Source organism: Mariniflexile aquimaris (assembly GCF_042676825.1).
GTDB classification, from domain to species: domain Bacteria; phylum Bacteroidota; class Bacteroidia; order Flavobacteriales; family Flavobacteriaceae; genus Mariniflexile; species Mariniflexile aquimaris.
This window is the reverse complement of the sequence record NZ_JBHTIB010000015.1, coordinates 245965-264081: the sequence shown is the minus strand read 5'-3', so window position 1 is coordinate 264081 and position 18117 is coordinate 245965. Positions and strand designations below refer to the sequence as shown.

The 18117-nt window shown below is 31.3% G+C and carries 17 protein-coding genes; 15 read left to right on the top strand and 2 right to left on the bottom strand.

All coding sequences use genetic code 11. The features are described from left to right. Positions 1-278: 278 nt before the first annotated feature. The gene (locus ACFQ0I_RS15210) at positions 279-1301 is read left to right on the top strand and encodes a glutamine synthetase beta-grasp domain-containing protein (RefSeq protein ID WP_379943719.1); all 1023 of its coding nucleotides are present in this window, start codon (positions 279-281) and stop codon (positions 1299-1301) included. Positions 1302-1377: 76 nt separating this feature from the next. Here ACFQ0I_RS15210 and ACFQ0I_RS15205 read toward each other — a convergent pair whose 3' ends face one another. Then, positions 1378-2325 (bottom strand): calcium/sodium antiporter, encoded by a 948-nt coding sequence (locus ACFQ0I_RS15205; protein WP_379943717.1) that lies wholly within the window; start codon positions 2323-2325, stop codon positions 1378-1380. Between the two features lie 225 nt (positions 2326-2550). On the opposite strand from ACFQ0I_RS15205, the gene ACFQ0I_RS15200 reads away from it, so the two are divergent. The 7 genes from ACFQ0I_RS15200 to ACFQ0I_RS15170 all read left to right on the top strand — a co-directional run bounded on the left by ACFQ0I_RS15200 (position 2551) and on the right by ACFQ0I_RS15170 (position 10878). Beyond that, positions 2551-3351: a hypothetical protein gene (locus ACFQ0I_RS15200; protein WP_379943715.1), complete on the top strand. Its 801-nt coding sequence runs from the start codon at positions 2551-2553 to the stop codon at positions 3349-3351. 243 nt (positions 3352-3594) lie between these two features. After that, on the top strand, positions 3595-3954 hold the full coding sequence (locus ACFQ0I_RS15195; RefSeq protein ID WP_379943713.1) for a BlaI/MecI/CopY family transcriptional regulator: 360 nt from the start codon (positions 3595-3597) through the stop codon (positions 3952-3954). Between the two features lie 2 nt (positions 3955-3956). Further along, on the top strand, positions 3957-5759 hold the full coding sequence (locus ACFQ0I_RS15190; protein ID WP_379943711.1) for a M56 family metallopeptidase: 1803 nt from the start codon (positions 3957-3959) through the stop codon (positions 5757-5759). Between the two features lie 342 nt (positions 5760-6101). Next, positions 6102-6254, top strand: a complete 153-nt coding sequence (locus tag ACFQ0I_RS15185; protein WP_379943709.1) for an SsrA-binding protein — start codon at positions 6102-6104, stop codon at positions 6252-6254. Between the two features lie 61 nt (positions 6255-6315). Continuing rightward, positions 6316-7707: a DUF1800 domain-containing protein gene (locus ACFQ0I_RS15180; RefSeq protein WP_379943707.1), complete on the top strand. Its 1392-nt coding sequence runs from the start codon at positions 6316-6318 to the stop codon at positions 7705-7707. A 10-nt stretch (positions 7708-7717) separates the two neighbouring features. Next, positions 7718-8911 carry a DUF1501 domain-containing protein gene (locus ACFQ0I_RS15175; RefSeq protein ID WP_379943705.1) on the top strand — a complete coding sequence of 398 codons (1194 nt, stop codon included), beginning with the start codon at positions 7718-7720 and terminating at the stop codon, positions 8909-8911. A 314-nt stretch (positions 8912-9225) separates the two neighbouring features. Next, positions 9226-10878, top strand: coding sequence for a sodium/sugar symporter (locus tag ACFQ0I_RS15170; RefSeq protein WP_379943703.1), 1653 nt, complete (start codon positions 9226-9228; stop codon positions 10876-10878). 63 nt (positions 10879-10941) lie between these two features. On the opposite strand, the gene ACFQ0I_RS15165 is transcribed toward ACFQ0I_RS15170, so the two are convergent. After that, entirely contained in the window at positions 10942-13035 is a 2094-nt protein-coding gene (locus ACFQ0I_RS15165; protein ID WP_379943753.1) for a M3 family metallopeptidase, read from the bottom strand. Between the two features lie 458 nt (positions 13036-13493). On the opposite strand from ACFQ0I_RS15165, the gene ACFQ0I_RS15160 reads away from it, so the two are divergent. From ACFQ0I_RS15160 to ACFQ0I_RS15130, 7 genes are all read left to right on the top strand, one after another. Beyond that, positions 13494-14807 (top strand): site-specific integrase, encoded by a 1314-nt coding sequence (locus tag ACFQ0I_RS15160; protein ID WP_379943701.1) that lies wholly within the window; start codon positions 13494-13496, stop codon positions 14805-14807. Between the two features lie 52 nt (positions 14808-14859). Next, on the top strand, positions 14860-15822 hold the full coding sequence (locus ACFQ0I_RS15155; RefSeq protein ID WP_379943699.1) for a hypothetical protein: 963 nt from the start codon (positions 14860-14862) through the stop codon (positions 15820-15822). Between the two features lie 85 nt (positions 15823-15907). Beyond that, positions 15908-16180, top strand: coding sequence for a helix-turn-helix domain-containing protein (locus ACFQ0I_RS15150; RefSeq protein ID WP_379943697.1), 273 nt, complete (start codon positions 15908-15910; stop codon positions 16178-16180). A 64-nt stretch (positions 16181-16244) separates the two neighbouring features. Then, positions 16245-16670, top strand: a complete 426-nt coding sequence (locus tag ACFQ0I_RS15145) for a hypothetical protein (RefSeq protein WP_379943695.1) — start codon at positions 16245-16247, stop codon at positions 16668-16670. A gap of 229 nt (positions 16671-16899) precedes the next feature. Further along, positions 16900-17484, top strand: coding sequence for a hypothetical protein (locus ACFQ0I_RS15140; RefSeq protein WP_379943693.1), 585 nt, complete (start codon positions 16900-16902; stop codon positions 17482-17484). A gap of 5 nt (positions 17485-17489) precedes the next feature. Continuing rightward, positions 17490-17693 carry a hypothetical protein gene (locus tag ACFQ0I_RS15135; RefSeq protein ID WP_379943691.1) on the top strand — a complete coding sequence of 68 codons (204 nt, stop codon included), beginning with the start codon at positions 17490-17492 and terminating at the stop codon, positions 17691-17693. A gap of 226 nt (positions 17694-17919) precedes the next feature. Beyond that, positions 17920-18090 (top strand): hypothetical protein, encoded by a 171-nt coding sequence (locus ACFQ0I_RS15130; RefSeq protein ID WP_379943689.1) that lies wholly within the window; start codon positions 17920-17922, stop codon positions 18088-18090. Positions 18091-18117 lie beyond the last annotated feature (27 nt).

The following is an 18117-nucleotide window of genomic DNA, read 5'->3' as shown; positions in this document are numbered from 1 at the left end:
ATTTTAAATAAATTCAGTTACAAAAATAATCATAATAGATAAATTTATTACAAAAGTAATGATATCGCGTCGATAATGATTTATTTTTCAATTAACATTTTTTCAGTATTTATATAAAAAACTATACTTTTTTTAATAGATGTCCTGAAAAAATGGGGGATAAATAAAAATAACTCACACTTTTATTAAAATACCCCCTATAGATACGAAGTGTATTAATAAAAATATATATTTGTTGAAACATTTATAAATTCTCATTTCATAAAATATTTTTTATTATGGCAAAAATTAAATTAGAATACATTTGGTTAGACGGTTATTTCCCGACTCAGAACATGAGAAGCAAAACCAAAGTAGAAGAGCACGAAAACTTTAAAGGAACACTAGAAGAGATAGGAAACTGGTCTTTTGATGGATCTTCAACAAAACAAGCTGAAGGTGGATCGTCTGACTGTTTATTAGTTCCTGTAGCTATTTATCCAGATCCAGAGCGTATCAATGGTTACTTAGTTATGACTGAAGTTTACAATGCAGATGGAACGCCTCATGTTTCTAATGGTAGAGCAACTATTGATGATGATAATGATGATTTCTGGTTTGGTTTTGAACAAGAATATTTTATCATGGACACTGCAACTCAGTTACCTTTAGGATTCCCTGTTGGTGGATATCCAAAACCACAAGGTATGTACTACTGTTCTGTTGGTGGATTAAATACGCATGGTAGAGACTTAGTTGAAGAGCATGCAGATTTATGTATTAAAGCTGGATTAAATTTTGAAGGTATAAACCAAGAGGTTGCTTGTGGACAATGGGAATTCCAATTGTTTGCTAAAGGAGCAAAATTAGCTGGTGATGAATTATGGATTGCTAGATATTTACTAGACAGATTAACTGAAAAATACGGTTACTTTATTGAATACCATCCAAAACCACTTGGAAAAGACATGGATTGGAACGGATCTGGTATGCATGCTAACTTCTCAAACTCAACTTTAAGAACTTGTGGAGACAAAGCAACATACGAAAAAATATGTGAAGCATTCCGTCCAGTTGTAAAAGAACACATTGAAGTTTACGGTGAATTTAACGATCAACGTTTAACAGGATTACATGAAACAGCATCTATTCACGATTTCTCTTATGGTGTATCTGATAGAGGAGCTTCAATTCGTATTCCTTTAATTACTGTAAATAAAGGATGGAAAGGTTGGTTAGAAGACAGACGTCCTGCTTCTAATGGAGATCCATACAAAATTGCTGCAAGAATTATTAAAACTGTTAAATCTGCAAAGGTTTAATTATAATAAAATGTTCATAATAAAAAAGGGTTTGCAAAATTGCAAACCCTTTTTTATTTCAAAAATTCACCTATGCTTAAGTTCCTTGGGTAAATAATATCACCATAAAAATGCCATAGGCAAACACGAGAGCGAAGCCTTTCATTCTGTTAATTTCATATTTTTTCCCAATAAATATTAACGGAATTAAAACAAAGGCAAATCCTAACATCCAGAAAATATCACGCGTCAGAATTAAGGGTTCTGTAACTGGTATGGGTTTTATAACGGCAGTTAAACCTAATACCGAAGCAATATTGAAAATATTTGAACCAATTAAATTCCCTAAAGAAATGGCTTTTTCTTGTTTTGCTGCAGCAATAACCGATGCTGCCAATTCTGGAACACTGGTTCCTATCGCAATTAGAGAAACACCAATCACCGCTTCGCTTACACCAATTGCCAAGGCTATTTCTTTAGCGCCTTTTACTAACCATTCACTTCCAAAATATAAGGATGTTGCACCAATAGCTAACCAAATAAATATTTTAAAATTAGACACCGTACTTAACGCATCATCAACTTCTTCGACAACCGCGTCTTTTTTGCTTCCTTTTATTAATACCATTAAAAACGCAACAAGTCCCAAAACTAAAATAGTACCTTCAATGGCATTCAGTTTATTGTCATTTTTCATAAAATAGTAAGCCACAATAGAAAAAACCATCATTACGGGCCAATTCAATTTATAAAATGATGGCTCTACGCGAATACTCCCTACCATGGCGGTAACACCCAATACCAAACCAATATTAGCGATGTTAGAACCCACCACATTATTAATTGCAATGGCTGGCGAACCAGACAATGCGGCTTGAAGACTTACAAGAAGTTCTGGAACCGAGGTAGCAAATGAGACTACCGTCATACCAATAACCATTTTAGAAATTTTGAATTTAAATGATAATGCAACCGACGATCTTACAAGAAACTCTCCTCCTACTACCAATAAAGTAAAACCTAAAACAACTAAAATAATACTCATGAAAAAATTTTTTGCGAAGATAAATTAAAGTTTAAGGTTTGAAGTTAAAAGTTAAAAGTTTTATTAAATCATAAACCCAGATCTTAAAATCTTAATAGTATCAGGCATAACATATTATACGTTTTAACACTTCTTTCACGCTTGATTTTAAAATTTCGTTAAACTTTTTTAATGAATCTTTTTAAGTAATAATTTTATATGACGATTAAAAATACATTAAAAATTATGAAACCAAAAAGTGTACTAAAGATAGGCATAGGCGCATTTATGATTGTGGCTTTATGCTTTGTAACTTTAAAAAGTTTTGCTCATAAATCTAACCTATCGGAAGTTTCTATTACTAATGACAATGTTGTAGTTACCATTGACAAAAAAACTACGAAAGAAGGTTTTGAAGATATTAAAAGCATGCTAAAAGACCACGGCATTACTGCACAATTTAGCGATATTACTCGCAACGATTTAGCAGAACTTACTGGTCTTAAAATTGAACTTAAAGATGGAAAATCGGGTTCGGCAACCAGTAAAATATCAAGCAACGTTCCCATTTCAGAAATTACTTTTGGAAGAAAAGACGGCATTCTTTTTATAACACCTGGCAAAAATGGAAACGAATCCATTGCCTTTTTAAACCGTAGCAGGATGCCATCGTTTAGTTTTGACACCGATTCGATAATTGGTCAAAATTTTAATTCGTTTGGAGGCTTTAACCTGAATGATTTTTTTAATGAAGAAGGCGATTCTTCTTTTTTTGGAGGAACCTCCATGAATTTTGATAAAATGAGAGCGCAAATGCAGCAGTTTATGCAACAGCAACAATTGAACAACGGTGGCTTTAAATTTTACGACGATCCGGAGACCAACAAACTTATAATAATTGATGGTAAAGAGTCGGATTTTAATACGCTCGATAAATTATCTAAAGAACATAAACTCGCCGAAGTTGATGATTTAAAACCTAAAACAGCCATGAGTATTTATGGTGACAAAGCCAAAGACGGCGCCATTATTGCAATTACGAAATAATAAATCTTAACATATAAACTTCCATTTTAAAGACGCCTTGAAGCGTCTTTATTTTTTTTGCGTAAAACCTTATTGAAAACTTAAAGTTTAGTTAAATAACTATATATGTAGTTGTATAACTATAAAAATAGTTATATGTTTGTTTGCGTTAGGGATAGTAGTGAAAATCTTTTTTGTGAGGCACGAACAAAAAGATTGTAACGAATAGCCCGACCCTTGTGGTAACGCCCAAAAAATTTTTATATGGAAAAGTTAACAAACAAAGAAGAGGAAATTATGCACATATTATGGAAGCTTGAAAAGGCTTTTGTGAAAGATGTTTTAGCAGAAATTAAAGATGATAAACCGCATTATAATACCTTATCTACCATTATTCGTAATTTGGAAGATAAAGGTTATGTTAGTTACAAGGCGTATGGAAAAACCCACCAGTACTACCCTATTGTGAGTAAGGAAGACTATAAAAAACGGTTTATGACTATGGCAATTGACAATTATTTTAATAATTCGTATAAAAACGTGGTGTCTTTTTTTGCTAAGGAAGAAAAAATTAGTGTTGAAGAATTGAAAGAAATAATTGCTTTAATTGAAAAAGATAAATAATCATGGAATATCTATTAAAAGTAAGCGCTATTGTAGCTATTTTTTATTTAAGCTATAAGATATTCTTGCAGCGGGAAACTTTTTTTGAACAAAACCGATGGTTTTTGTTACTGGGTTTAGTTACTGCGTTCTTGTTACCGTTTTTAGTGATTCCTATTTATGTTGAAGCATCACCTTTAGATTTTTCCAATTATGTATTTGAGACTAGCCCGATAACTGAAAATATTGAAAAACCATTTAACATTTTAGATTATTTGTCGTTGGTTTACGGATTGGGTGTTGTGTTTTTTTCTGGACGGTTGCTAGTTCAATTTACCTCTTTAGCACTGGTGATTTTTAAAAACAAAGCTGAGAAAATTGGTTGTTTTACCTATATTACAACAAACAAAAAGGTATCCCCGTTTTCATTTTTTAAGTGGATTGTTTACAACCCTGATCAATTTACAGACACCGAACTGGACCAAATTATCACCCACGAAAAAGTACATGCTAATCAAATTCATTCTTTCGATATCTTATTAACACACCTTAGCTGTATTGCACTTTGGTTTAATCCGTTTATATGGCTTTACAATAAAGACCTAAAGCAAAACCTCGAATTTATTGCGGACAACATTGCTGCTACCAAAACCGTCTGCAAAAAAAGCTATCAATATACCTTACTTAAAACAAGCGTGCCAACTCATCAATTGGCGTTAAGTAATAATTTTTATAATTCATTAATCAAAAAACGAATCATTATGTTACACAAATCAAAATCAAAACAAATCAATCAAATTAAGTTTGCACTGGTAATTCCAGCGCTAGCCTTATTTTTAATGAGCTTCAATACGAAAGAAATTATTATTTCGCCAACTTCCAACAACCTTGTAAATGCTTTAAATGCAAACGAACATATTGAAGTCATAATTTCAAAAGATTTTACCAATAAGGACCTTGAAAATCTAAAACTAAAATTAAAAGCTGATGGTTACACAGTGAAATTTAAAGGCATTCAACGAAATGCTGATAATAAAATTTCTGCAATTACCATTGAAGTTAACTCGAAAAAATCGAACGCAAATTATAGTATCGCGGGAGACGAAACTATTAAACCCATTAAAATTAGTATTCATGATGGCATCATTTCAATAGGCAGTGGCGCTATTACTAAAGAAAAGCGTATGGTTTTTGAATTGGAAGACGGAGAAACTCACGAAACAATTAACAACGATGCTGAAAAAAAAGTATTTATACTAAAATCTGATAAGGCTGAAGAGGATTTAGAAACAGAAGAAATTATTATAAAAAAAGGTGAAGCTGATAAAAAAATTCATAAAGTAATCAGAATCAAAACCAACGGAAAAGAAGAAAACATCACCCTGACAGATGATGAAGATGAAAGTGTTAATGTGAAAGGAGCAAAAGAAACCAAAATTAAAATCATTTCTACGAAAAAGGACTTACCCTTAATTATTCTTGATGGAAAAGAAATAAATCAAGAAGACATGGATGCTATTGACCCCAATTCTATTGAAAAAGTAGAAGTAATAAAAGACGAAAAAGCCACAAAATTACACGGCATCAAAGGAAAAGACGGTGTTATTTTAATTACTTCTAAAAATGATTCTTCAAAATATACTGTTAAACTAACGGGTGAAGCGCTCTATAAAATTGATGGTAAAGAAGTTAAAAAAGCGGACGTTGACAAATTAAATTCAGACAATATTGAATCTATAAACGTTTTAAAAGACGAATCTGCGATAAAAAAATACGGCGACAAAGCTAAACATGGTGTTGTAGAAATAACTACTAAAAAGAAGTGATTTCTCTTTAGAGTTTAAGACTTCATCGGTTTTTGAAACCTGTGAAGTCTTTTTTTTTTGTTCCACAAATTAATTACTATGTTCATATATTTATTTTAATAATAGAAATATTGAATTCTTAAGTAAATCCTGATGCTTTAGACCAAAAACAGCCCTAATATCTTACTGTAATTCACCGTGTAAATTACCAAGAAATTTAAGATTCATTTTCTAAAAATAAAAATCAAACTATCTTTAGTATTTTTGTAAAGCGGAAAGAGCTATAGCGAGCCACTACGCTCTCCAAGATAATGGTTGGCACATTACAATTACAACTTACCATCAAAAATTAAAAATCATCGGATGAAAAAGCAAATCTTCAAAATTTTAGCAAAAGTTAACAAAATCATTTTGCCTAGTTATTCAAAACAAAATTTAGATATAATAAAAGCCAGCAAACTACAAATGGCTATTATTGGTTGGCGATGGTATGTTACAAAAAATGCTTTAGATTAACTGGTATTAAACCTTTTAGTGTTATTCAAGTCTTAAAGATAAGGTTCTTTAATTCGCTTCCATGAATACACAACATCTTCAACATTTATATTTAAGAGCTGGTTTTGGAATAGGTTATAATAAGTTAAGTAAACTTAAATCATTATCTAAAACCGCTGTTGTTTCCCATTTATTTTCGGAGAAAGATTCTGTGCTGCCTCTCGAAATTAAACTTTCTGAATTAAAAAAACAATACTTAGAACACTTTAAAAACGGCAAGCTATTATTGGATAAGAAATCTTTGATGGCCTTACAAAAAATGAGTCGTGAGAAGATTCAAGAACTCAATATCGCATGGATTAACCGATTAAACAATCCGCAATCCGTTTTAACAGAAAAAATGACCTTATTTTGGGCAAATGTGTTTGTTTGCCGAGATACTAATATTTTTCACATTCAACACTACAATAACACTTTACGCCAACATGCCTTAGGCGACTTCAGGCAATTTGTTAAAGCCATTGCCAAAGAGGCTTCCATGAGTAAATATTTAAACAATAAACAAAATATAAAACAAAGTCCGAACGAAAATTTTGCTCGAGAATTAATGGAGCTGTTTACGTTAGGAATTGGCCATTACAGTGAGCACGATATTAAAGAAGCGGCACGAGCTTTTACAGGTTGGACAAACAAGCTAAACGGCGACTTTTATGTGCGTGTAAGACAACATGATTTTGGTGAAAAAACATTTATGGGTAAAACCGGTAATTTTGATGGCGATGCTGTTATTGATATTATTTTAGAACAAAAACAATGTGCCAGATTTATTTGTGCCAAAATTTACCGCTACTTTATTAACCCAGAAATTAATACCAATAGACTAGAAGAATTAACAAGTATTTTCTATAAAAATTATAACATTGAAGAATTGATGCGCTATATTTTTAATTCGGATTGGTTTTACCAGGAAGAAAATATAGGTGTAAAAATAAAATCGCCCATAGAACTTCTTGCGGGGATGCATCAAATAATTCCTTTTGAATTTCAAAAACCAAGGCAATTATTGTATTTACAAAAATTAATGGGTCAAATATTATTAAACCCAGCAAATGTTGCCGGATGGAAAGGCGATAAAAATTGGATAGACTCCAACACGCTAATGCTGCGTTTAAAATTACCTTCTATACTATTGAACAATGCTGTAATAAATTTGCAGGAAAAAGGCGAATTCGAAGATTCTTTTGAAACGTATTACAATGCACAAAAAAACAGACAATCTTATATTAAAATAACCAAATCGTGGGCAGATTTTAATAGAGAGTATGGTAAATTATCTACTAACGCATTAAAAGAATTGTTGCTAGTTTCTTCGATCGATGCAGACACCAATATGTTTTTATCGAACCTTAAAATCACTAATAATCAAGAGTTTTGCATTCAACTCATGTCAATTCCAGAATATCAACTTTGTTAAAATTTAAATTATGGAAAGAAGAAAATTTTTAAAACAAAGCACACTGGCAAGTAGTTTATTTTTTGTTCCTAGTTTTGTTAAAGCTTTTGAAAATGTCGCTTTAAACTCTCTCGGTTTTAAGAAATTAGTCATTATACAATTGGCGGGTGGAAACGATGGTTTAAACACTATTATTCCATTTACAAACGATATTTACTATAAAAACAGGCCACAGTTAGGCATTCAAAAAAGCAATACTTTGCTTTTAAATGATGAGTTGGGATTGAATGAAAACTTAGCCCCATTAAAAAATTTATACGACAAAGGTTATGTATCTATCATTAACAATGTTGGTTACCCAAACCCTAATCGGTCGCATTTTAGATCGACCGATATATGGCAAACAGCGAGCGAATCCAACGAGTATCTAACATCGGGATGGGTAGGCAGATATATTGATACTTATGGAAAAATTCCGCATGCCGGCATAGAATTAGACGATAGCTTATCGCTTATCATGAAAGGAGAACATCTAAATGGCATAGCTACAAAAGACCCTGCTATATTATTTAGAAATAATCAAACGCCCTACTTTAAAAAAGTATTAAACTATCAAAGTGATGCGCATTTAAGTGATCACAACCTTGGCTATTTATACAAAACAATGATTGAAGCAAATTCTTCTGCAAAATATATTTATGAAACTACCAAAACATATAGCAGCAACATTGAATATCCAAACAACCCTTTTGGCAAGCAATTAAAAACTACGGCAGAATTTATTAATTCTAACCTTGAGAGTAAAGTATATTATGTTTCAATGGGTGGATTCGATACCCATGCAGGTCAAATAAACAGACAAAGCAAATTACTTCAAACTTACGCTGAATCTATTGAAATATTTGTGAGTGATTTAGAAAAAAGCGACACGTTTAAAGACACCTTAATTTTAACCTTTTCTGAATTTGGAAGACGTGTAAAACAAAATGCGGCTAATGGAACAGACCATGGCGCTGCAAATAATGTGTTTATTGTTGGAAAGCATTTAAAAACTGCGGGGATTTATAACGAAGCTCCAAACCTTTTTGAATTAGATGGTAATGGCGATATAAAATATACCGTAGATTTTAGATCAATCTATGCTACGGTTTTAGATAAATGGTTGGCGGTTGATGATAAAACAATTTTAAACAAATCATTTAGTCAATTAGATTTGTTAGGTTAATTTTTCAATACTTGTTTACTAATATGTTTAAAATCGATAAGGTATTTTAAGTAATTTCCTCTTTATTGCTGCGCCTGCTTTTTGTCTTCATAAAGTACAAATTATGTAAAGCCTTTATCTTAAAATGTCTTCTGCTCTTAAAATAAACCAAACGATATACAGAAAACACCATTTATACTAATTTTTGCAACAAAAATTAATTGTCAGTTAAAGTAATTTTAATACTATTGTATGATAAAATGTAGTATTTCAACAATTGTAACACAACAAAAAGTAATTATACTTTTAACCAACTTTAAACCAATAATATAATTATGACAACTAATTTCGAATTCTGGGATTATTTTATTTTCATTGCTTATGCAATTCTTATTTTAGGAGTAGGCCTCTGGGTATCTCGAGACAAAAAAGGCCATGAGAAAAATGCTGAAGATTATTTTCTAGCTAGTAAATCGCTACCATGGTGGGCTATTGGAGCTTCACTTATTGCTGCAAATATATCTGCTGAACAATTTATAGGCATGTCTGGATCTGGTTTTGCTTCAGGTTTAGCAATTGCATCGTATGAATGGATGGCGGCTATTACGCTTATAATCGTTGGTAAATACTTTCTACCAATTTTTATTGAAAAAGGATTATATACCATTCCAGAATTTGTTGAAAAACGTTACTCTACAAATTTAAAAACCATTTTAGCTGTATTTTGGATTGCTTTATATGTATTCGTTAACTTAACTACAGTACTTTACTTAGGAGCTTTAGCCTTAGAAACCATTATTGGCATTCCACTAATTTATGGCATTATTGGCTTAGCCATGTTTGCCGCAGCTTATTCGCTTTATGGTGGATTATCGGCGGTTGCTTGGACAGATGTTATTCAAGTGGTGTTCTTAATATTAGGTGGATTAGCAACAACTTATTTAGCACTAAATACCGTTTCTAATGGCGAAGGTGTTTTTGCAGGGTTACAAACGGTGTACGATGCTGTTCCAGATCGTTTCGCCATGATTTTAGACGAATCTAACCCAGAATACAAAAATTTACCTGGTATTGCTGTACTTGTTGGTGGTATGTGGGTTGCCAATTTATACTACTGGGGTTTCAACCAATATATCATTCAACGAACTTTGGCTGCCAAATCGTTAAAAGAAGCTCAAAAAGGTATTTTAATGGCGGCATTCCTAAAATTAGTAATTCCTTTAATTGTTGTAATTCCTGGTATTGCTGCTTACGTTATGATAAATGATCCGGCAATTATGGCTAGATTAGGTGAAGCAGGCCTTAAAAACTTACCATCTATAGAACAAGCAGACAGAGCATATCCTTGGTTATTACAGTTTTTACCAACAGGTTTAAAAGGTGTTGCTTTTGCAGCGTTAGCAGCGGCAATTGTATCATCGCTAGCTTCTATGCTAAACTCTACCTCAACCATTTTCACCATGGATATTTACAAACAATATATTAATAAAACAGCTTCAGATAAAAGTACCGTGAATATGGGTAGAATTTCGGCTGCTGTAGCATTGGTAATTGCTTGTACAATGGCTCCTCTATTAGGAAACTTAGATCAGGCATTTCAATTCATTCAAGAATATACCGGAATTGTGAGCCCAGGTATTTTAGCGGTATTCTTATTAGGATTATTCTGGAAAAAAACCACCAACAAAGGCGCTATTATCGGAGCGATTGTATCGATTCCAATTGCTATGTACTTTAAAGTGGCTCCAAAAGGATGGTCTACAAGCCCTATGTTTATTGATGTTCCTTTTATGGACCAAATGGGTTATACATTATTGCTAACCATGGGTGTAATTGCCGTAGTTAGTTATATGCAGCATAAAGGTGCAGACGACAAAAAAGGTATTGAAATCACAAAAGAACTGTTTAAAACCAGTCCGGTATTTAACATCGGAGCCTTTGCAGTAATACTTATTTTAACTGCATTGTACGCTATTTTCTGGAATTAGATTCTTTGATAAATGATATAAAAGTCAGAAACAATCACCTTGATTGTTTCTGACTTTTTTGTTTTATTTTGTGGGGATTGGAAATCCTCTATCGCGCATTAGCGCTTCAATTTTCGCATCGCGTCCCATAAACAAACGATATGCCTCAACAGGGTCGATTGAGTTTCTTGGTGCAAATAAATACTTTACTAATTTTTCAGCTAATTCTTTATCATAGAATCCTCCTGGAGCATTTGCAAACGCTTCAGAAGCATCTGAGGTAAGCACATCTGCCCACATATAACCATAATATGCTGTGGCATATCCTTCACCTGAAAACACATGACCAAAATGAGGCGAACGGTGACGCATTGGCAATTCTTTAGGCATTTTTAAACTTGCAAGTGTTTCTTTTTCAAATTTATCCACATCAATATTTGTTGGATCTGCGAGATGAAATTTCATGTCCATAATTGCCGATCCTAAATATTCGGTTGTAGAAAATCCTTGATTAAACGTAGCCGCATTCTTGATTTTTGCAACTAATTCTGCTGGCATAGGCTTACCTGTTTTATTATGTACTAAATAATTTTGAATTACTTCGTTAGTAGATAGCCAGCGCTCTAATAATTGCGACTGGAATTCTGTATAATCTCTTACACCACCATTCAATTTCGGATATTTTACGTTTGAAGAAAAGAAATGAAGCGCATGCCCAAATTCATGAAAGAAGGTTGTTGCATCGTCCCAAGAAACCAAAAGTGGATCTCCAGGTGCTGGCTTTACAAAATTTGAGTTATTAGACGCTAATACATTTTTTTTGCCGTTAAATGTTGTGTGACTTCTGTAGGTTGTTGCCCAAGCTCCAGAGCGTTTGCCTTTTCTGGCATACGGGTCTAGATACCAAAGCCCAACATTTTCTCCGGTTTCAATATTAGTAACCTCCCAAACTTTTACATCTTCGTTAAATACAGGTACCGAATTTTCTGGAACTCGTGTAAATTTATAGTTAAATAATCTGCCTGCCACATAATGCATGGCTTCTGTTAATTTGTCGAGTTGCAAATATTGCTTAACCTCATCAGAATCTAAATTATACTTTAATTTTCTAACTTTTTCGGCATAAAAACGATAATCCCATGGCTCTATAGTAATGTTATCTCCATCGCTATCGGCAACCGCTTGCATATCCTTAACCTCTTCGGCAACTCGGGCTATTGCTGCTGGCCAAACGGCTTCCATTAAAGCCATTGCCTTTTCTGGTGTTTTCGCCATTCTGTCTTGTAATCGCCATTCGGCATAATTTTTATAGCCCAACAACTGTACACGCTCTCTTCGTAACCTTAGTATTTCAGCAATAATATTTTTATTATCATAGTCATCATTATTATCACCTCTAGAATAATAGTTAGTCCAAACTTGCTTACGTATTTCGCGCTCGGTAGAATAGGTTAAAAATGCATCTATAGAAGACCTAGTATTCGTAATAGCGTATGCACCATCACGCCCTTTATCTGTTGCAATTTTTGCAGCAGACTTTATAAAACCATCGGATAATCCTCCAAGTTGATCTTGGGTTAGATACGTTACGTAATTTTCTTCGTCATGCAAAACATTGTTTGAAAACTTGGTATATAACGATGCTAAATCTTTATTTATCGCTGCGTATCGCTCTTTCTTTATTTTGTCTAATTCGGCACCATTCATTTCGAACTCCTTGTATGTAAGTTCTACAACACGTTGTTGATCTGCTTCTAAAGGTTTTTTCAATGAAGCCTGATAAACCTGTTTAATACGATTAAATAGTTTCTCATTTTGCGTTATTTTAGAACGAAAATCTGAGAACAATGGTGCTAATTCAGTTTGAATAACTCTAAATTCTGGAGTAGACATATTACTACTTAATATTCCATAATAGGTAAAAGCTCTGTCTAACTCTTCCCCTGCTTTTTCTAAGGCTTCAATGGTATTTTTAAAATTTGGAGACTTGCTATTATTAGCAATAGCCTCTATTTCTTTTAAGTTTAAATCCATCCCCAACAACATTGCAGATTTTACATCTTCAATTTTAACTTTATCAAAAGCAGGCACTCCACCATATGGACCTGTCCATTCTGCTAATAACAAATTAGTAACTGAGGCATTTTTGTCACTCTGTGCTTTACTTTGAAAGACCATAATTGTAATAAAAAATAAAACCATAAATGGTTTTGGAATAGAATGTTTTATCATTGTTTTTTGTTTAAATTATATTGCCAAAAATCAGCCAAACAATTTACAAAAAAGCGAATGATTATGAAGATAAATCTAAGTTATAAATCTTAAAATATAATGCTACCTCGAGAAGAAATAAAAAAAGATGTAAACAAAAAAAAGCTTTCAATAATATGAAAGCTTTTTATTATTCTTGTGACCTCGACTGGATTCCAAATGTGTTTATTTTACATATTTCATGTTTTAACAATAGCCTTTAAAAAACCTTTGAAGTTGCTTGATTTTAGAGGGATTATAAAAATTAAACTAAAAAGTTAGGCAAAATCAAATAATGCTGGGTAAACATAAAAGTGACACAATTAATGACATAAAAAACATTAATTGTGTCACTTTTATGTTATATTTGATAAACTTTATGAACCATGGCAAAACTGACTTTCAAAATCAGAAAAGGCGTTGACAAATCCGCTAAAATTCAATTATTTTTTAATTATGGTACAGATAGAAGATTAAGATACTCAACTGGCCTAGAAATTTTAGATGCAAAAAATTGGGATGATGAAAAAATGCGGATTAAAAATGTAGTTTCAGAGATTCATAAGAATGATGTAAATAACAAACTAACCGACATACAATCGTTTCTCGAAAAAACTTATACTCGTTTAGCTATTACAGAAGGCGTTGAGGTAGACAATGAAATTCTTAAAAATGAATTGAATATTTTTTTAAACAGAATAAAAATTGATGATGACAAACCTCAACATTTAGAATTATTGCCGTTTTACAGTTGGTTTATTGACCATTACCAAATTAACCCGTTAGTAACCACAGGAAAGCCTATGGGCTCTGGAACGGCAAAGACTTACAGAAACGCTTTTAGCATTTTAGAAAAATTTAATGACACACATTATAACCTAACATATTCCAAAATAAACAATGAATTTTACGATGCATTTTTAAGTTTTATGTACGACAGCGAATATTCATTGAACTACATTGGCACACAAATTAAAATTCTAAAAACCATAATGAATGCTAGTTACGAAAAAGGGTTTCACAATAATCTAGATTTTAATAAACGATATTTTAAAAAACCGACTGAAGAAGTTTTTAATATTTACTTAAACCAAGATGAGCTTAAAAGAATACAAGAATTAGATTTATCTAATTTTCAGAAAAAAAGAATAAATAAAGACTTTGTTATTACCAGAAGCAGATTAGAGAACGCTAGAGATTTATTTCTAATAAGTGCTAACACTGGACTTCGAGTGTCGGATTTCAACTCGCTAACCTCAAAAAATATTATTACAGAAAAAGGGTCTTGTTACATTTCATTAGTTACTAAAAAAAACTCAAAAAGATTAACTATACCAATTAATTCTGTGGTACAAAGTATATTAAAGAAACATCAAGGTAAACCACCTAAAAAAATGACGGAACAACACATAAACTATTGTTTAAAAGAGCTTGGTGAACTTGCAGAAATAGATGAAATTATTCAAAAAGAAATCACTAAAGGTGGCATAAAACAAAAAACTGATTATCATAAGTACGAACTAATAACAAACCACACAGGAAGAAGAAGCTTTTGCACCAACGCATATAAGAGCGGAATGCCAACCATAGATATTATGGCCATTTCTGGACATTCTACTGAGAAAGTTTTTTATAGCTATATAAAAGTTGATGATTTAGAGCGTGCTCAAAAAATTTCTAAACATCATTTTTTTAAATAAGAATAACTGAATAATTGTTATTAAATTAGCTAGGAATTATTTCACAAATAAAATGGAAAACAAAGAAAATATCGAGAATCTAATTATAGATGAAAACCTAATTAAAATTATTGAGGATACAATTTTAAAATATTACAAAACCATTTTTGAGCTAACTAACTTGCTGATATCATATCAAAAACAAATAAAAGATATTGAAAAAGATAAGGGAGATAATTTAGCTAATCAAATTTATATTTATAAAGGTGAAATAAGAGATTTAAAATTGAAAGTTAATTTGGCTTTTGAAGGTTTATTAAAGTTTTCTGATGAAAATAATTATTTTTTTTGTTATTCAACTCTAAGAACATATAAGTTTTACTTTGAATCCTTTTTTTGGAATTTTAAAACAATTACAGGGGAATCTGACAAATTACAATACTTAAAGAATGAATATAACTATCATTTTAGCTATCAAAAAAATAAATTTTCAATTAACACCGAGAATAAAAGCATCTTCTTTCATAGAACATTATTTAACGACCATTTTTCATTTATAGACTTTTATCCATTCTTATTCGAAACAAATAGATTGAAAATCAAACTCGAAAACGAGAAAAAACTTAATTATTTGAAAGAAAATATTAATGAGTTAGGATTTGAAATTAAAGAAAAGAATGGTGAATTATTTTTTAAAAAAATAAAGAAAGCAATCAACTCTAATAAAGAAGATACTCCAGAAGAAGAACCAATAAACAAAAAGGGTTTACCACCATTTGATACATTAGATAGATATCAATTAGTAAAAAAATTAGGTATTGACGATATTATTCACAATTTAGACACTTCACAAAGGAGCAAAAGCAAAGTTTTAGCATTAATTATGAATATTCATCCAGATAACGCAAGAAAACTTTTTAATAATACATATCCAAAATTAAAATCAGACGAAGAAATCGCCAAACTAGTTTTCGAAGCAAATCACAACGTAAATGAATTTTTAAACAACCCTATCAACAGCATAAAAATTCCATAATTTTAAATAAATGGGTCTAAAAATATTTAGACCCAAACAGACCCGCCTCCTATTTGCACCATAATAACAATTTAAAAAATATATTATGGTACAACTTATTCAAATTACAGAAGAAAAGCTAACGGACACTATCCTTATAGCGATTAAAAAAGAGCTAGAACAGCTCAAAAAAGATTTCCAACCTCAACAACCACCAACATGGATTAGTCGTAATGACACGGCTAAAATGCTTGGTGTTTCCTTCCCTACCCTTTATAGTTGGCATCGAAAGAAAGTGCTTATCGCTTACAGCATTGGTAATCGTGTTTACTACAAACTCGATGACGTAAACAACGCACTTACTCCAATCGCTTGCTAAATCAAATTCAAATCAATTAAACCAAGTAATAGAAAACACTATTACTTAATAAAACAATTTTATTATGGAAAAATATGTAGTAACAGTAAACATTATGTCGGCAAATGAAAAAGGACTTATTAGTTCAAAAAGCTCTGATTATACTTTTCAAGAAAAAGATATAATCCAAGCCAGAAACAAAGCTATTACCAAGGTTAAAGAATTAGAAGAAGAATTCTTGTATGGGGAAATTAAGTATGATTCATTTCTAGTGGCTCAGCTTAAAGATTTCAAGAATTTTAATGCTTACGCAATCAATCTGTTGTTTGTCCCAGATGAAAATTTCACATATTGTTTGTACGGCGAAGACAAACAGCAAACATATGAAGCCTTAAAAATTGAAGGCTTCATATGTGAACAATATGACAATATAAGTCTAACTGAAATTGAATACACAGATGGAGAATGGATTGAAGTTATTGAATCCAACCTAGATTTCTTTGTCAACTAAAGCAATTAAAAACAAACTGCTTAAATTCTTTTAAAGGGGCAAAGTTGAGGTGATTTTATAACCAAACTGATAGGTCATCAAAATTATTTGTAAAAAATATACAATTAGATATCAAGTAGTTACAAATTATTTACACTTCAAAGAGGTAATTATTTAAACTTTTCCCCTAAACGAAACTATTTATTATAAAATGACAAGTCCTAAGTGTGTCTTTTAAATAACAATAAATATGAATAAAGAAAATATAAAACTAGAATTCAATAAACTGATTAAACAACTAAATCAAAAAAAATATAATAGATGGTATAAACTAAAAGATTTAGTTGAATTAAAAGCAATAAGCTATAAATCTTTAAAAAACATGGTAGGTGAGATTTATGCAAAATATGAGCCACAAGGCACGATAAAAAAGACTGGTAGGAGTTATTCGATTCATTACTCCATTCTTGATGCATTTAAACTTAAACAACCTAGAGCAACTACGATATATAGTCACGAATGGAAATCTAATATATCATGGACAACGAGAGAATACTATGACAAAGAGTATCATGAGTATTTAATTTCAGTCTTAAAAAATAAAACTAAAGGAGTTAATTACTTCTTCACAATTGAACTGGATAAACATAATCGCAATCATGTTCATATACTAGCTGACGCAGAACCTAACGAGTTGAGGTCATTAATATATGAGCTAATGCAGTTCTATATCGGCAAAAAAAACTATTACAAATATTATTGCGAACCAGTTTACAATACAGGGTCTAGCGTGGATTACCTTATTAAAAATCCACAAAAAATTAATTTAATATAAAAATTATGGAATTACATGACATTAAAAATTTGGTTATTGACAATATCGATAACCATCCAGAACTTAAAAGAAGACTTGAAATTTACATTTCTATGACATATGAAGAAAACGCAATATTTGACGACAAGTATCTTTTAAAGGAGTTTAATTATTTAAAAGAAAATAATATGCTTAATGAACTTTTTAAACCAATTCATTTAAATGAGTGAGGAGTGTAGGGGTCATCGTATCCTGCCTTATTAATAAGTGATAAAAGTGAATAAAAAAGTACCAATCAGACATGTGAAAAAAATTTTTTCATAATTTTTTGGTACTTTTTTAACCAATAACGACACGCTATTACTGATGAGGTTTTATTTTAAATTATCGATTAACCTTCAAAAAGCAAGAAATCATTAACAACACACAGACCAATAAATTAAATTTTTTAAAATTATGGATATAGAAGAAATAAGAACAAAAATTGCTATGAAGCAAATTGAGTTAAACAACGAAAAAGACCAAGAAAAAAAGAATGAGCTTTTACAAGATTTAAAAGTGTTAAACATGAGAAAGGACATGGAAGAAACAAATAGTAAAATTCAAGATATTAGGAAGTCTCATTAATATTATTTAGTTAAATTTGGGTTTAGT

Excerpts from the sequence above, each read along its gene's own strand:
- ACFQ0I_RS15165 (WP_379943753.1), bottom strand. The coding sequence starts at position 13,035 with ATGGTCTTTCAAAGTAAAGCACAGAGTGACAAAAATGCCTCAGTTACT.
- ACFQ0I_RS15130 (WP_379943689.1), top strand. The coding sequence starts at position 17,920 with ATGGATATAGAAGAAATAAGAACAAAAATTGCTATGAAGCAAATTGAG.
- ACFQ0I_RS15145 (WP_379943695.1), top strand. The coding sequence starts at position 16,245 with ATGGAAAAATATGTAGTAACAGTAAACATTATGTCGGCAAATGAAAAA.
- ACFQ0I_RS15175 (WP_379943705.1), top strand. The coding sequence starts at position 7,718 with ATGGAAAGAAGAAAATTTTTAAAACAAAGCACACTGGCAAGTAGTTTA.
- ACFQ0I_RS15185 (WP_379943709.1), top strand. The coding sequence starts at position 6,102 with ATGAAAAAGCAAATCTTCAAAATTTTAGCAAAAGTTAACAAAATCATT.
- ACFQ0I_RS15140 (WP_379943693.1), top strand. The coding sequence starts at position 16,900 with ATGAATAAAGAAAATATAAAACTAGAATTCAATAAACTGATTAAACAA.
- ACFQ0I_RS15195 (WP_379943713.1), top strand. The coding sequence starts at position 3,595 with ATGGAAAAGTTAACAAACAAAGAAGAGGAAATTATGCACATATTATGG.
- ACFQ0I_RS15200 (WP_379943715.1), top strand. The coding sequence starts at position 2,551 with ATGAAACCAAAAAGTGTACTAAAGATAGGCATAGGCGCATTTATGATT.
- ACFQ0I_RS15180 (WP_379943707.1), top strand. The coding sequence starts at position 6,316 with ATGAATACACAACATCTTCAACATTTATATTTAAGAGCTGGTTTTGGA.
- ACFQ0I_RS15150 (WP_379943697.1), top strand. The coding sequence starts at position 15,908 with ATGGTACAACTTATTCAAATTACAGAAGAAAAGCTAACGGACACTATC.
- ACFQ0I_RS15155 (WP_379943699.1), top strand. The coding sequence starts at position 14,860 with ATGGAAAACAAAGAAAATATCGAGAATCTAATTATAGATGAAAACCTA.
- ACFQ0I_RS15135 (WP_379943691.1), top strand. The coding sequence starts at position 17,490 with ATGGAATTACATGACATTAAAAATTTGGTTATTGACAATATCGATAAC.
- ACFQ0I_RS15190 (WP_379943711.1), top strand. The coding sequence starts at position 3,957 with ATGGAATATCTATTAAAAGTAAGCGCTATTGTAGCTATTTTTTATTTA.
- ACFQ0I_RS15205 (WP_379943717.1), bottom strand. The coding sequence starts at position 2,325 with ATGAGTATTATTTTAGTTGTTTTAGGTTTTACTTTATTGGTAGTAGGA.
- ACFQ0I_RS15160 (WP_379943701.1), top strand. The coding sequence starts at position 13,494 with ATGGCAAAACTGACTTTCAAAATCAGAAAAGGCGTTGACAAATCCGCT.
- ACFQ0I_RS15210 (WP_379943719.1), top strand. The coding sequence starts at position 279 with ATGGCAAAAATTAAATTAGAATACATTTGGTTAGACGGTTATTTCCCG.
- ACFQ0I_RS15170 (WP_379943703.1), top strand. The coding sequence starts at position 9,226 with ATGACAACTAATTTCGAATTCTGGGATTATTTTATTTTCATTGCTTAT.